Source organism: Rhizobium sp. BR 317 (genome assembly GCF_047445835.1).
Lineage (GTDB): Bacteria > Pseudomonadota > Alphaproteobacteria > Rhizobiales > Rhizobiaceae > Rhizobium > Rhizobium paranaense.
This window is the reverse complement of the sequence record NZ_JARWLB010000008.1, coordinates 16,244-30,608: the sequence shown is the minus strand read 5'-3', so window position 1 is coordinate 30,608 and position 14,365 is coordinate 16,244. Positions and strand designations below refer to the sequence as shown.

Below are 14,365 nucleotides of genomic sequence, written 5' to 3'. Positions count from 1 at the left end.
AAATCGACTACTTCTTCACATCCAGCGCGTGGCGGCCGAAATCCGGGGCATCGACGTCCTGGCCGGCCTCCACGATCGAGCGGCGGATGGCGCGGGTGCGGGTGAAGAGATCGAAGATCTTATCACCCTCGCCCCAGCGGATTGCCCGCTGCAGATAAGCGAGATCTTCCGAGAAACGCGCCAGCATTTCCAGAATGGCATCGCGATTGTGCAGGCAGACATCGCGCCACATGGTCGGATCGGAAGCGGCGAGGCGAGTGAAGTCGCGGAAGCCGGAGGCGGAATATTTGATCACTTCCGATTCCGTCACCGTCTCCAGATCGTCAGCCGTGCCGACAATGTTATAGGCGATGAGATGCGGCAGATGCGAAACGATCGCCAGCACCTTGTCGTGATGGGCGGCATCCATTTCATCGACGCGCGAGCCGAGCGATTCCCAGAAACGGCGAAGCCTTTTGATGGCAGCCTCGTCCGTGCCGGGGACCGGCGTGAAGATGCACCAGCGGCCTTCAAACAGCCCGGCAAATCCGGCGTCAGGCCCGGACTTCTCCGTGCCCGCAATGGGATGGCCGGGAATGAAATGCACATTGCCCGGCATATGCGGTTGCATCTGCGCGATCACGGACGCCTTGGTCGAACCGACGTCGGTGACGATGGCGCCGGGCTTCAGATGCGCCGAGATTTCCGCGGCAACACTTCCCGATGCGCCGACCGGCACGGAGACGATGACGAGATCGGCATCCCTAACGGCTTCGGCTGACGACGGCGTATAGCGGTCGCCGAGCTTGAGTTCCTCGGCGCGCTTCAGCGTCTCGGCGCTGCGGGTTGAAACCACGACTTCCTTGGCGAGGCCGAGCCGCTTGATATCATGGGCGATCGACGAGCCGATCAGGCCGATGCCGATCAGCGCGATACGGTCGAACTGCACGCTGCTCATGCCTTGTGTCCCATGAATTCGGTCAGAGCGGCGATGACGCCCAGATTGGCTTCTTCCGTGCCGATGCTCATGCGCAGCGCATTCGGGAAGCCATAGGCGCGTACCGCGCGCAGGATATAGCCGCGGCTAGTCAGGAACTCGTCGGCATCGGCGGCACGCTTGCCTTCGATATCGGGGAAGTGGACCAGTACGAAGTTGGCAACCGACGGCGTCACTTCGAGTCCGATCGATTCGAAGGCCTTCGTCACCTTCTCAATCCATAGCGTGTTGTGCGCTACCGCCTTCTGGGTGAAAGCCTGGTCGCGGATGGCAGCGGCACCTGCGGCGATGGCTGCCGCGTTCATGTTGAACGGGCCGCGCACACGGTTCAGCGCATCCACCACATCTACCGGTCCATACATCCAGCCGACGCGCAGCGCCGCAAGCCCGTAGATCTTCGAAAAGGTGCGGGTCATGACGACATTGGGATTCGAGGAAACGAGCTCGAGGCCGGCCTCGTAATCGTTGCGGCGGACATATTCAGCATAGGCGGCATCGAGCACGAGGATGACATGCTTCGGCAAACCCGCCTGCAGGCGGCGGATTTCGTTGACCGGAACATAGGTGCCAGTCGGATTGGCCGGATTGGCGATGAAGACGATCTTGGTCCGCTCGGTAACGGCGGCGAGGATCGCGTCAACATCGACGGTGCGATCCTTCTCCTTAACCGTGACCGGCGTCGCGCCGGCAGCCAGGATCTGGATCTTGTAGATCAGGAAGCCGTGCTCGGTGATGATGCCCTCATCGCCAGCGCCGAGATAGACATGGCAGAGCAGACCGAGCAGCTCATCGGAACCATTGCCGCAGAGGATATTGGCGGTGTTCAGGCCGTGAATATCGGCGATCGCCTGACGCAGCTCAGTAGCCTGCCCGTCCGGATAGCGTTCCAGGTGTTCACCAGCAGCGCGGAAGGCTTCGATAGCCTTGGGGCTTGCACCGAACGGCGTCTCGTTCGAGGAAAGCTTGAACACCCGCGCCACGCCGGGCGCATGCTCCTTGCCCGGCACATAGGCGGCGATATCGAGAATGCCGGGGCGCGGGACGGGCTTGTTCATTTCCATGCTCATGGGATCGACCTTGGGAAGGGCCGGAAAATTCCGGCTTTAGACACCCCGTGGCATTAATGCGGATTGACGAATTTGTCGAGTGTTTGCCGATCGGCTAGAGCATCCCGCCTTCAGGTGGAATCACCTGCAAGCGGATAAGATGCTCTAGATTCAAAAGATCAGAGCGCCAGATAACGCACCGTCGCGCGTCGTCGGGATGCCGCGCGGCGCCAGCACCGGCACGAAGACGCGGCGTGAGGCGCGGACGGCGACCGGCAGGCCCTGATAGAGCCGCTTCTGCGCCTCGACGATGATGACGCCGGAGAAAGCCGGCCAGAGAGTGCGCCCGATCCGCTCGAAAGCGCGTCTGAGACGCAGGACGGTGCGCAGTTTCGAAGGAGGAAAGAACAGCGCCTCGGCGGTTGCTCCCGGCGTGAAGTTGGTCTCGCGCAGCAGCGAGGTGAGCTGCCCGCGCGAATAGGGTCGGCCGGAGCCGAAGGGCGTATGCTCCATGCGCGCCCACACGCCCGTGCGGTTCGGCACGACGATGACCAGCCGACCGCCCGGCGCCAGCACCCGCCAAAGCTCCTTCAGAGTCTCGCGCGGGCTCTCGGCGAATTCCAGCGAATGCACCATCAGCACCCGATCGATGGAACTGTCCGGCAGCGGCAATTCCTCATCGAAGATCAGCGCTGTCGAGGAAACCGAATCCACCGGCCAGTTCACAGCACCTTGCCCCGCCGGCATGAAGGCGAATGTGCGCTCGGTGTCGGCGCGGAAGCGATCGAGATAGGGAACGGCATAGCCGAGACCGACAAGACGCTCGTCCGGCAGCCGAGACCAGATCGAGGAAAGCGCCATGGCGATAGACTGCTCGGCCAAGCGCCCAAGCTCGGAATGATAGAATTGGCGGAGATCGACGATATCGGCGTGCATCGCCACAAATGTTATCAGCCGCCCGTTGGACTTCAAGGCCGAACCGCCTACATTCCGATGCAAGCGCATCGATGAGGACTATTTCGACCATGAAACCCTTGGAATTAGAGGTATTTATCTGCCGATCCGACAATTTCGGCGTGCTCGTCCATGATCCAGAAAGCGGTTACACGGCGTCGATCGACGCGCCCGAAGCCGGGCCTATTCTGGCGGCTGCCAAGCGTCGTGGCTGGACGATCACCCACATCCTCACCACTCATCATCACACCGATCACGTCGAGGGTAATCTGGCGCTGAAGGAGCAATTCGGCTGCGAGATCATCGGCCCCATCAACGAAGCCGTCGCCATTCCCGGCCTCGACCGCGCCGTCAGCGACGGTGACACCTTCGAATTCGGCGATCACACCGTCAATGTCATCGAGACACCCGGCCATACCGCCGGCCATGTCTGTTACCATTTCGAGGATGACAAGCTGCTTTTTGCCGCCGACACGCTCTTTGCGCTCGGCTGCGGCCGGCTGTTCGAACGGCCGGCGGCGGATATGTGGGCATCCCTGCAGAAGCTCGCCGTATTGCCGGACGAAACGGCAATCTATTTCGGCCATGAATATACGCTGTCCAACGCCCGCTTCGCCGTGACCATCGATCCCGACAATGAGAGGCTGAAGGCACGCGCTGCCGATATCGAGGCCCTGAGAGCCGAAGGCAAATTCACCGTTCCGACGACGCTTGCGCTGGAGAAGGAGACCAATCCCTTCCTGCGCGCCGCCGATCCGTCGATCCGCAGGCATCTGCTGATGGAAAGCCGCAGCAACGAGGAAGTCTTTGCCGAAATCCGCAAACGCAAGGACAATTTCTGATGCGGCCGGAAGAGATCATCGAGGCACTTTCCATGCAGCCGCATCCGGAAGGCGGCTGGTATGTGCAGACATTCCGCGACGAGCACGGCGGCAGCCGTGGTCATTCGACCGCGATCTACTATCTCCTGCAGGCGGGCCAACGCTCGCATTGGCATCGGGTGCGCGATGCCGCGGAGGTCTGGCATTACTATGCCGGTGCGCCGCTGGCGCTGCATCGCTCCGCCGACGGCAAGGCGAGCGAGACAATCGTCCTCGGCATCGACCTCGTAAAAGGCGAGCGTCCGCAGGCAATCATTCCCGCCGACTGGTGGCAGTCCGCCGAAAGCCTCGGCGATTTCACCCTCGTCGGCTGCACGGTCGCACCGGGCTTCGAATTTTCCAGCTTCGAAATGGCGGCTCCAGACTGGAAGCCTTTGTCGGCCTGAACTTTTCCATTCATTGATATCGAGCACGACTCAAGGTGGCTGCTTTGCGCGCGGCCGCCTTGAAAAAGCGTCACACTGCGTCAGCTTTACACGGGGAGAGAGAAAATTGACTGATGTGGAGGAGGTTTTTTCGTGCGTTTGTTGTTTCCCATATGTGTCTTGGCGGGCTGCATCATGAGCCTTCCCGCCGCTGCTCTTGACGCTCCCGCCGCGCCGCCGGCGGAACGCCCGCTGAAGGAATTCGTCACCTCGGTCGAAAAGGACGGATCGATTACCTTCCGCCTTTATGCCCCTTCGGCAAAAGCCGTGACCGTCGTTCTCGGATCGCACGATCCGATCGCGCTGCAACGTGGCGACGACGGCATATGGGCTGCCAAAACCGAGCCGCTGAAGCCCAACCTCTATGAATACTACTTCAACATCGACGGCTTTCGCAGCATCGATCCCGGCACGAATTCGCCGAAGCCGCAGCGGCAAGTGAATACCAGCCTCATTCTGGTACCCGGCAGCATCCTTGATACCCGCAACGTCCCGCACGGCGACCTCAGGCTGGTGACGCTGCATTCGAAAGCGCTCAATTCGGAGCGCCAGATGTATGTCTACACGCCACCCGGCTACAGCAACCCGTCGAAGCCCCTCCCCGTGCTCTATCTCTATCACGGCTTCGGCGACACGGTGGCATCCTGGGTTGCGCAGGGTCGAGCACCGCAGATCCTCGATAATCTGCTGGCGGAAAAGAAGATCGAGCCGATGATCGTCGTCATTCCGGACACGGAAACCGATGTGCCGGATGCGATTGCGGAGAATTTCCCCGCCGCGGAACGCCGTAAGAACTTCTATCCCGCAAATGCCGAAGCGGCGGATCGAGAACTCATCGAAGATCTCATCCCCTATATGAAAAGCCATTATCAGGTGCGCAGCGATGCTGACGGGCGCGCGGTCGCCGGCCTGTCGCAGGGCGGATACCAGGCGCTCGTTTCCGGCCTGTCGCATCTCGACACCTTCGGCTGGGTCGCGACCTTCAGCGGCGTCAGCACGACCACCGTGCCGAACAAAGGGGTCGACGCCGTCTTGAACGATCCGGACAAGATCAACAAGGCTCTACGCAACTTCACGGTGACGGTCGGAAGCAAGGATCTGGTCGTCGGCAAGGATGTTGCCGGCCTGAAGGCGACGCTCGAAGAGAAGAAAATCAAGCACGATTATGACGAATATCCGGACCTCCAGCATGAGATGGATGTCTGGCGGCCATCGCTGATCGCTTTCCTGGAGAAGGTCTTCAAAGAATAGGCTGCAGGGACCCGAGCGGAGCTATTGCGCCGCTTCCGCCTGCGCCGCTCCATCGCCGTTGCGGCGCAGGATCATCCTGTGCGCTGCCAGCACTGCCCCGCCGGTGACCAGAAGGCAGGCGAGCGCGATGCCCCAGCTTGGCTCGGCAAAGCCGAACAATGTCAGGATCAGCGTCGAGAGCAGCGGCGCGGCATAGCTGGCCGCGCCGAGAATCTGGATATCGCCGTTCTTGACGCCATAATCCCAGGCATAGAAGGCGGCCCCCACCGGAAAGAGGCCCAGCCCAAGCACCGCAACCCATTGCGACGCCGCGTCCGGCCAGATCGTATCCTCCAGGCCAAGGTGGCAAACGAAGGAAAGGGCCGATGTCGCCAGGCAGAAGATGGTGACGACATCGGTCGAGACCGCTTCGAACCGGCGCGTGATCAGCGAATAGCCGGACCAGGTGAAGGCGCAAAGGAATGCCGCGCCATAGCCGATGGCATAAGCGCCCTCGAAGTGAAACCCATTGCGGCCAACGATCAGCACCGTGCCGGCGAGACCCATCACCGCGCCGACGATATGGTACCAGCGCAGCCGCTCGCCCGGCAGCAGCGCCGAGCCGACGACGATCAGCAACGGCCAGAGATAGGCGATCAACCCAGCCTCGACGGCCGGCGCATGGCGCAGCGCGGTGAAATAGAGGAAATGATAGCCGAATAGCCCGGCAACGCCGGTGATCCACACTTTGGCAGGCTGGCGTAGCAGCCGCAGGCGCTCCGGCCTCAGCACGAGAACAAGGATGCCGGGGATACTGCCGATGGCGAAACAGACGGCGAGCAATTGAAACGGCGGCATCTTGCCCGATGCCACCGTCAACAGCGCCAGGAACGACCACATCACGATGGCCGCAAATCCCGTCAATGTTGCCCGAAACTTCAACTCCGCCCCCCAGTCTATCGCCGCGGGCGTCAGTCAAAACCCGCTTAGCTGCCGTATTTCACTGCGGTGATCGTCACCGTGCCGTATTGCGTCGGGATACGGACGTAGACAGGCGCATATACATTCATGGCATCGGCCTTGGCAAACCAGATCTCCATGCCGTCGCTCTTGGCGAGATAAAGGTAATCCTTGCGCGTTCCCTTGTAGCCGCTCTTCGGCGTGAAGCGAACGCCGCAGGCAATCGTCTTGCCCTTGAAACCATCCGTCGAAAACGGGTGCGATCCCTTCGGCGACAGTTTCAGATCCATGCGCATCTCACCGTCGAAGACAGGCAAGGTCTGATTGCAGAGATTGAGATTGGCGGTAATCGGAAAGATCATCCCGGAAATCGGATCGAGCACCGAGTGGAGATCTCCGTCGCTGAGCGGAATCCAGCTTTGCGGCCGCTTCGGCTCTGGCGTGATCGTGTTCGACGTCACATTGCCGTTAGTATAGGCGACATCATAGGTACGTTCCTTTTTGCCGCTTTTGTAGAAGAGCTTGTAGTGGGTCGCCTGCAGCCTGTTATCCCCGACAGTACCGCTCACATCGGTTTTCGCGTCGATCGACGTGACGAGATCGGCAAGACCGGCCGAGGTGATATCCCCCCGGATGGTGAACTGCTTATCCTTGACCTCGGTCTTGAAATCCGCCCTCGCGATCGGAATGCCGGCAAGCGCCACGCGATACTGCGTTTCATGCCGCAATTCCTCGGCCGATGCCATGAATGGCAGCGACGTCACCAGGGCGGAAATGAAAAGCCACCTTCGAAATTGAACCATGATCAAAGCCTTCAACAAAGAGCAGGCAGCATATATAGGCGCTTTATGCACCTGCTGCGACAATCAGAAAACAGCAGCTTTTTGACGGAATTGCGGGAAAGCTCAAGGTTTGGCTTGACGTAGCCGGCCGCGCTGACTATAGAACCGCAACTTTCCAATTATGGCCTGTTGGATTGCGCGCCGGGTTTTGCCCGGGATGACTATCCGATGGCCAAGAAAAACAAAAGTAGGTGTTCCATGTCCCGCATGTGCGAATTGACCGGCAAGGCCGTCCTCGTGGGCAACAATGTTAGCCACGCCAACAACAAGACCAAGCGTCGGTTCCTGCCGAACCTCTGCCAGGTCACTCTGATTTCTGACGTTCTTGGCCAGCGTTATCGTCTGCGCGTTTCCGCTGCAGCACTCCGCTCGGTCGAGCATCGCGGCGGCCTAGACGCTTTCCTTATCAAGGCAAGCGAAAACGAGCTCAGCATGCGCGCCCGCCTGCTGCGTCGCCAGATCGTCAAGAAGACCGCTGAAGCTGCTGTAGCCGCTTAAGCCAAACTTCTCGATATAATACGGGCTAAAAGGCTTGCACGGATAACCTCCGGACAGGCCTTTTTCCATGTCCGGTTTCCCTCCAACTGGTGGCATCACCCAGGATAAAAAAATGCTGAAATCACGCTATACGCTTGCCTATGTTCTGCTGATGACGCTGGTCGTCGTTGCCTCCAACATCCTCGTGCAGTATCCGCTGCAGGCGACGATCGCCGGCATCAATCTCGCGGATATCCTGACCTGGGGCGCCTTCACCTATCCCGTCGCCTTCCTGATCACCGACCTGACCAACCGCCAGTTCGGCCCGAAGGCCGCGCGCAAGGTGGTGTTTGCCGGTTTCGTCGTCGGCGTTACCTTGTCCTTCTTCACCGCACAGCCGCGTATCGCGATTGCCTCGGGCTCGGCCTATCTCGCCGGCCAGCTTCTCGATATCTCGGTGTTCAACCACCTGCGCCGCATGGCCTGGTGGCGTGCGCCGCTGTTCGGTTCGCTGATCGGCTCGATGCTGGACACGGTGATGTTCTTCTCCTTTGCCTTCGCCCCCTTCTTCGTCTTCTTCGGCCCGAACGATCCCTTCGCGATCGACTGGGCGCCGATCCTCGGTGCCTTCTCGACATCGGCACCACGTTGGATTTCCTGGGCGATCGGCGATTTCTCGGTCAAGGTGACCGTCGGCCTCGTCATGCTGCTGCCCTATGGCGCGCTGATGAACGTGCTGAAACCGATGTCGCAGCAGCAGGCACGAGCCTGACCGCAAGCACCAGCACGACTACGTTCGCCCGAACTCGCGGCGATCAAGGCTTCGTCGCAACCGAGGAACCGACCGGCGGCTCCTCATTCACTGCATCGGCGAACTTGCGCATAAGCCGCACCAGTTCGTCGACCTCGTCCGGATTCCAGCTCTCGAAGATGGCGCGCCCGATCCTTTCGCGCGCCGCGTCGACCAGATCGGTCATCGCCTTGCCTTTTTCGGTGATGACGGCCTCACGGACGCGACGGTCGGCAGCACTCCCCTTTCGCTCGACCAGCCCGAGGCTTTCCAACTTTGCGACCTGGCGGCTGACGGTGGTGTAGTCCCGCCCCACGCGATCGGCCATTTCCACCACGCCGATCGGCCCGAACCGCTCGATGCCGACAAGCAACGGAAACAACGCCCGGTCCAGCGGAATTCCCGCCTCCTTGATCAGCACCTCATCGCGCTGCGGTCGATTTATCACCGCGACGATATCGAGAACAGCCCCATGCAGTTGGCGCAATTGATCGGAGATATGTGTATTTTGCACATTTTTTGTTGACGACATTCCTGACTCCTCATATATGTGCATTATACACGCATTATCGAGATCCAAAAGGATAAATGTCATGAAAGCTGCCATCGTCAGGGAAGCCGGGCACGCGCCCGTTTACGGAGATTTCGCCGAGCCGGTGCCATCGGCGGATGAGGTTCGCGTCACCGTTACCGCCGCCGCCATCAGCCATGTCGTCAAGGGCCGGGCCTCGGGCAAACACTACAGCTCGTCCGGCCAGTTCCCCTTTGTCGTCGGCATCGACGGCGTGGGCCGGCTTGACGACGGGCGTCGGGTCTATTTCGTCGTGCCGAAGGCGCCGTTCGGCAGCATGGCAGAATACGCCGTGGTGTCCCCGGCCCATTGTATAGCCCTGCCCGACGATATCGACGACATCACCGCTGCCGCCATTGCCAATCCCGGCATGTCCTCCTGGGCCGCCTATACCGAACGCGCCAAACTCAAGGCCGGTGAGACCGTATTGATCAACGGCGCCACCGGCACCGCCGGCCGCCTCGCCGTGCAGATCGCCAAGCATCTCGGCGCACGCAAGGTGATCGCCACCGGCCGCAACATCGACGCCCTACGCTCGCTTGCGGCGATTGGCGCCGATGTGACGATCCCCCTGGTGGAAAACGACGCCGCTCTGGGGGAGAGCTTCAAGCAACAATTCGCCGAGGGCGTAGACGTCGTCATCGACTACCTCTGGGGAAGAAGCGCCGAACGCCTGCTGATCGCCGCCGCCAAATTCGGCCGGGATGCCGTGCCTCTGCGATTCGTGCAGATCGGTTCCAGCAGCGGGGCGGATATAACACTGCCGAGCGCAGTGCTGCGTTCTTCCGCAATCGAGCTGATGGGCAGCGGCATCGGCAGCATATCGGTCGACGGGCTCGTCCATGCCGTCGGCAAGCTGTTGCGGGCGACCACTCCGGCCGGCTTGACGGTCGCAGTAAAGCCCGTTCCCCTCTCCGACGTCGAGCGGGCATGGCCGGAGGATGACAGCGCGCGGCGCACCGTCTTCACGATGAATGCCGTGACATCCTGAGGAACCACGTCAAAGGCGCGGGCCGCTATTTCATGCTGACTGCCGTATCGTCCCGCAGCCGGAATTCCAGCATCAGGCTTCGCTGCAAAATCGAATGGTTGTCGTCGGAGACCATGATCAGGTGGATCGTACCGTCGGCAGCCCGGAAAGCGTCCAGCCCTTCCATATTGTCGATCTGCAGATTGGACCCTGCTTCGAAGATGACATTGCCGTCGACGACCGCGCCGGGCTTGATGTCGCCGCCGGCAATACGGCGGATGCGTACGCCGATCCCGTGCGCCAGATCGAAGCGCCGCTCCAGCAGCAGCAGATCGCCGTCGGGCAGAAAAACACCGTCGCTGGCGTCGAAATCGTCGCTATGGCGCACCGTAAAACGGCCCTTCAGCGGCCCATCCAGGATTGCCGCCAGCATGTTGCCTTCATCGTCCAGACTGCGCTCCGCGACGATCACCGCTGCCCCCGCCAACGGGCTTGATTGCGGCGCGGTCATCAGGGTTTCCAGGCTGCGGTTGCCGTGCAATTGCTTCTTCGGGATCAGGATCGGAATGCTGCCATCCGGCGGCGATGTCTCGAAGCCGGGATCGGGATAGGAATCGACGCGATGATTCTGCTCATAGCTGACGAGAACATGGTTGCCCCGTAGCACCAGCCCCTCCGCATCCATCGCGCCCTTACCGGCATCCGTCTCACCGAAACGGTCGACCATGGGCATGATACGGGCATCGACGATGCCTTTCAGTTTGCCGTCCTCGTCACGCTCGATGGTTCCCGTCAGCCAATGGCCGGTATCCAGGACCGAAACGAAATGACGCTGATCCGGACGGAAGCGGATGGCGGAGAGGGCGCCGAGAAGCGCATTGCCGGAGCTGAGTTCGAGGCCGCCGAGAAATTCAAGCGCACCGAACCGTGTCTGCTCGGAACCGGGCTTGAACGCCGAAATCGCCGTCGCGTGGATGTCCGCAGATCCGCCTTCCGAAGTATCCACAGAGCCACAGCCGGCGAGCAGCATCACAAGCATGGTCGCGCGGCAAAGGCGTTTCATGGGCTCTCACGGGGCCTTGCAACTGGGCGGAAATCGCACCGGCCGGAAGGCCGATGCAGGTTTGACTATGGGCTATTCAGCTTGCGCGACGCATACGCGGCAGGCTTGCCTGATCCTCGAACAGCGATGCAAGCTGTTCCGTCATGGCGCCGGCCAACTCGTCGGCATCGACGATCGTGACGGCGCGGCGATAATAGCGCGTGACGTCGTGGCCAATGCCGATTGCCAGCAGCTCCACCGGCGAACGCGTCTCGATCTGCTCGATCACGGCGCGCAGGTGCCGCTCCAGATAGTTGCCCGGATTGACAGACAGCGTCGAATCGTCGACCGGCGCGCCGTCCGAGATCATCATCAGGATGCGGCGCTGCTCGCGGCGGCCGAGCAGGCGGTTATGCGCCCAAATCAGCGCCTCGCCGTCGATATTTTCCTTGAGCAGGCCTTCGCGCATCATCAGGCCGAGATTGGTACGCGCCCGCCGATAGGGCTCGTCTGCCGATTTGTAGATGATGTGGCGAAGATCGTTGAGCCGGCCCGGCGTTTGCGGCTTGCCGCCGGCAAGCCATTTCTCGCGCGCCTGTCCGCCCTTCCAGGCCTTGGTAGTGAAGCCGAGGATTTCGACCTTAACGCCGCAGCGTTCCAGCGTGCGCGCCAGAATATCGGCGCAGGTGGCTGCGACGGTGATCGGCCGGCCGCGCATCGATCCGGAATTATCGATCAGCAGCGTCACGACCGTATCGCGGAATTGCGTGTCGCGCTCCATCTTGAAGGAGAGTGCCTGCATCGGATCGATGATCAGGCGCGTCAGACGTGCCGGGTCGAGATAACCCTCTTCGAGGTCGAAATCCCAGGCGCGGTTCTGCTGCGCCATCAACCGGCGCTGTAGGCGGTTGGCGAGCCGCCCTACGGCACCCTGCAGATGCGCGAGCTGCTTATCGAGGAAGGCACGCAGGCGCTCGAGCTCGACGGTGTCGCAGAGCTCCTGCGCCGTCGTCGTCTCATCGAATTCCTCGGTGAAGACGTGGTAGTCGACCTTTTCGTTGAAATCGGCGAAGGGCGTGTTCGGACGGCGGGTTTCGCCCGGCGTCTCCGAATCCTCTTCGCCCTCTTCGCTCATGTCGTCGTCGGAGATTTCGGCGCCATCCATCTCGCCGTCGTCCATCTGCTCATCGGAAGCTTCGCTGTCCTCAGCAGGCGCGGAGTCGGAACCGTCGTCGTTCTCGACGTCCTGATCATCCTGATCCTCGCCGCTCGGCTTGTCCTCCTCGGCAGACTCCTCATCGGAATCCGGCTCCATGTCCTCGTCGCCGTATTCCTCGGCCATTTCCATGGCCGTCAGCATGCTGCGCACGACGCGGGCAAAAGCCTGCTGGTCATTGATGGCAGAAAGCAGATGGTCGAGTTCGCCGCCGGTCTTGTCCTCGATGAAGGAACGCCAGAGGTCGAGCACTTTGCCGGCGCTTGCCGGCGGCTGCTGGCCGGTCAGCTTCTCGCGCACGATCATCGCCATGGCCTCGCCGATCGGCGCATCTTCTTGCCGCTCGATGCCGGAGAAATTCGCCTTGGCGTATTTTTCTGAATTCATCGAATTGAGGTTGGTGGCCATACCGCTCATGCGCAGCGCGCCGATCGATTCCACGCGAGCCTGTTCGACGGCATCGAAGATGGAGCGCGCATCGGCGCCCTGCGGCGCCATGGTGGCATGCACGCGCGCATCGTGGCAGGCAAGCCGCAAGGCCATGGAATCGCCAAGGCCGCGCGTCACCGCCAGCTCATGCGCCGTCAGCCGCTTCGAAAGCTCCGGCAGGCGAATGCGCTCGCCCGTCATCCCCGGGCGCTCGTTGGCGAAAGCCACCTCGACCTCGGCATCGCCGGCGATCGAGCGTACGCAGCCGGTAATCGCCCGACGCAACGGCTCCATGTCCACCGGGGCACCCGGCTTCGCTTTGGAATTGTCTCCGCGACCTGCCATGACTTGCTGGCTCTTCTTCTTAGGCTTCGAGCACGATGTTGGCGGCGCTTTCCTTCAGCTCGACGCCGAAAGCGCGCTGATACTGCTCGGCGACCAACGGCCGCTCCAGCTCATCGCACTTGTTGAGGAAGGTCACGCGGAAGGCAAAGGCGACATCGCCGAAGATTTCCGCATTTTCCGCCCAGGTGATGACCGTACGCGGGCTCATGACGGTGGAAAGATCGCCGTTCATGAAGGCTGCACGGGTCAGATCGGCGACACGCACCATCTTGGACACGGTGTCGCGGCCCTTTTCGGTGCGGAAGGACTTCACCTTGGCGAGCACGATATCGACTTCGTTGTTGTGCGGCAGGTAGTTCAGCGTCGTGACGATCGACCAGCGGTCCATCTGCGCCTGGTTGATCTGCTGCGTGCCGTGATAGAGGCCAGTCGTGTCGCCGAGACCGATGGTGTTGGCCGTCGCGAACAGGCGGAAGGCGGGGTGCGGACGGATAACGCGGCTCTGGTCGAGCAGCGTCAGGCGGCCCGACGATTCCAGCACGCGCTGAATGACGAACATCACGTCCGGGCGGCCGGCGTCGTATTCGTCGAAGACGAGGGCGACGTTGTGCTGATAGGCCCAGGGCAGGATGCCGTCCTTGAATTCGGTGATCTGCAGCCCGTCCTTCACGACGATCGCGTCCTTGCCGACAAGATCGATACGGCTGACATGGCTGTCGAGGTTGATACGCACGCAGGGCCAGTTGAGGCGGGCTGCGACCTGCTCGATGTGCGAGGACTTGCCGGTGCCGTGATAGCCGGAAATCATCACGCGGCGGTTATGGGCAAAGCCGGCGAGAATGGCGAGCGTCGTCTCGCGATCAAAGAGATAGTCGGTGTCAAGGTCGGGCACATAGGCATCGCCCTTGCTGTATGCCGGAACGCGGATATCGGAATCGATGCCAAAGACTTCACGGACCGAAACGGTCGTATCGGGAAGCTCGGAAATATCAAGGTCAATCTTGCTCATCATGTCTCCAGGGCGGGTGACTCTCACCCAGCCATATCAATCTCAGCCGTTTTTGATCCGTGACGCCGCAGCTTGTTGTCCGCATCCGTCAGGTCGGAACAACGGCGATACTTCTCCGGGACTGAAGCGAAACCTCGGCGCGACGACATGATCGCTTGCGAGCATTCTTGAACAGAGTCCCGGACAAGAAACGCCGCGTCCG

Annotated in this window: 15 protein-coding genes; 6 read left to right on the top strand and 9 right to left on the bottom strand. The window is 61.2% G+C overall.

Features of this window, described 5'->3' with window-relative positions:
• Positions 1–7: 7 nt before the first annotated feature.
• From QD357_RS14490 to QD357_RS14480, 3 genes are all read right to left on the bottom strand, one after another.
• Positions 8–937, bottom strand: a complete 930-nt coding sequence (locus tag QD357_RS14490; protein ID WP_107109515.1) for a prephenate/arogenate dehydrogenase family protein — start codon at positions 935–937, stop codon at positions 8–10.
• Entirely contained in the window at positions 934–2,043 is a 1,110-nt protein-coding gene (hisC, locus tag QD357_RS14485) for a histidinol-phosphate transaminase (RefSeq protein ID WP_107109516.1), read from the bottom strand. The genes QD357_RS14490 and hisC overlap by 4 nt, the downstream gene beginning before the upstream one ends.
• Positions 2,044–2,193: 150 nt before the next feature.
• Positions 2,194–2,994, bottom strand: a complete 801-nt coding sequence (locus QD357_RS14480) for a class I SAM-dependent methyltransferase (RefSeq protein ID WP_107109923.1) — start codon at positions 2,992–2,994, stop codon at positions 2,194–2,196.
• Positions 2,995–3,047: 53 nt separating this feature from the next.
• On the opposite strand from QD357_RS14480, the gene gloB reads away from it, so the two are divergent.
• The 3 genes from gloB to QD357_RS14465 all read left to right on the top strand — a co-directional run bounded on the left by gloB (position 3,048) and on the right by QD357_RS14465 (position 5,533).
• Entirely contained in the window at positions 3,048–3,818 is a 771-nt protein-coding gene (gloB, locus tag QD357_RS14475; protein WP_107109517.1) for a hydroxyacylglutathione hydrolase, read from the top strand.
• The gene (locus QD357_RS14470) at positions 3,818–4,243 is read left to right on the top strand and encodes a cupin domain-containing protein (protein WP_107109518.1); all 426 of its coding nucleotides are present in this window, start codon (positions 3,818–3,820) and stop codon (positions 4,241–4,243) included. Before gloB ends, QD357_RS14470 begins: the two co-directional genes overlap by 1 nt.
• A gap of 174 nt (positions 4,244–4,417) precedes the next feature.
• Positions 4,418–5,533 (top strand): esterase, encoded by a 1,116-nt coding sequence (locus QD357_RS14465; protein WP_181316105.1) that lies wholly within the window; start codon positions 4,418–4,420, stop codon positions 5,531–5,533.
• A gap of 21 nt (positions 5,534–5,554) precedes the next feature.
• Here QD357_RS14465 and QD357_RS14460 read toward each other — a convergent pair whose 3' ends face one another.
• Complete coding sequence (locus QD357_RS14460; RefSeq protein WP_107109520.1) at positions 5,555–6,454, bottom strand: DMT family transporter; 900 nt, start codon at positions 6,452–6,454, stop codon at positions 5,555–5,557.
• A 44-nt stretch (positions 6,455–6,498) separates the two neighbouring features.
• Positions 6,499–7,275, bottom strand: a complete 777-nt coding sequence (locus QD357_RS14455) for a DUF3108 domain-containing protein (RefSeq protein ID WP_107109521.1) — start codon at positions 7,273–7,275, stop codon at positions 6,499–6,501.
• A gap of 237 nt (positions 7,276–7,512) precedes the next feature.
• On the opposite strand from QD357_RS14455, the gene rpmB reads away from it, so the two are divergent.
• Together rpmB and QD357_RS14445 are read left to right on the top strand one after the other, a co-directional pair.
• Complete coding sequence (gene rpmB / locus QD357_RS14450; protein ID WP_283056090.1) at positions 7,513–7,812, top strand: 50S ribosomal protein L28; 300 nt, start codon at positions 7,513–7,515, stop codon at positions 7,810–7,812.
• Positions 7,813–7,924: 112 nt separating this feature from the next.
• On the top strand, positions 7,925–8,563 hold the full coding sequence (locus QD357_RS14445) for a queuosine precursor transporter (RefSeq protein ID WP_107109523.1): 639 nt from the start codon (positions 7,925–7,927) through the stop codon (positions 8,561–8,563).
• Between the two features lie 43 nt (positions 8,564–8,606).
• Here the strand turns inward: QD357_RS14445 and QD357_RS14440 are convergent, their stop codons facing one another.
• On the bottom strand, positions 8,607–9,113 hold the full coding sequence (locus QD357_RS14440) for a MarR family winged helix-turn-helix transcriptional regulator (protein ID WP_107109524.1): 507 nt from the start codon (positions 9,111–9,113) through the stop codon (positions 8,607–8,609).
• A gap of 61 nt (positions 9,114–9,174) precedes the next feature.
• On the opposite strand from QD357_RS14440, the gene QD357_RS14435 reads away from it, so the two are divergent.
• Entirely contained in the window at positions 9,175–10,143 is a 969-nt protein-coding gene (locus QD357_RS14435; RefSeq protein ID WP_107109525.1) for a quinone oxidoreductase family protein, read from the top strand.
• A 25-nt stretch (positions 10,144–10,168) separates the two neighbouring features.
• Here the strand turns inward: QD357_RS14435 and QD357_RS14430 are convergent, their stop codons facing one another.
• The 3 genes from QD357_RS14430 to cobS form a co-directional block, all read right to left on the bottom strand.
• Positions 10,169–11,185: an esterase-like activity of phytase family protein gene (locus tag QD357_RS14430; protein WP_107109526.1), complete on the bottom strand. Its 1,017-nt coding sequence runs from the start codon at positions 11,183–11,185 to the stop codon at positions 10,169–10,171.
• A 76-nt stretch (positions 11,186–11,261) separates the two neighbouring features.
• The gene (cobT, locus tag QD357_RS14425; protein WP_107109527.1) at positions 11,262–13,154 is read right to left on the bottom strand and encodes a cobaltochelatase subunit CobT; all 1,893 of its coding nucleotides are present in this window, start codon (positions 13,152–13,154) and stop codon (positions 11,262–11,264) included.
• 19 nt (positions 13,155–13,173) lie between these two features.
• Complete coding sequence (gene cobS, locus QD357_RS14420; protein ID WP_107109528.1) at positions 13,174–14,163, bottom strand: cobaltochelatase subunit CobS; 990 nt, start codon at positions 14,161–14,163, stop codon at positions 13,174–13,176.
• Positions 14,164–14,365 lie beyond the last annotated feature (202 nt).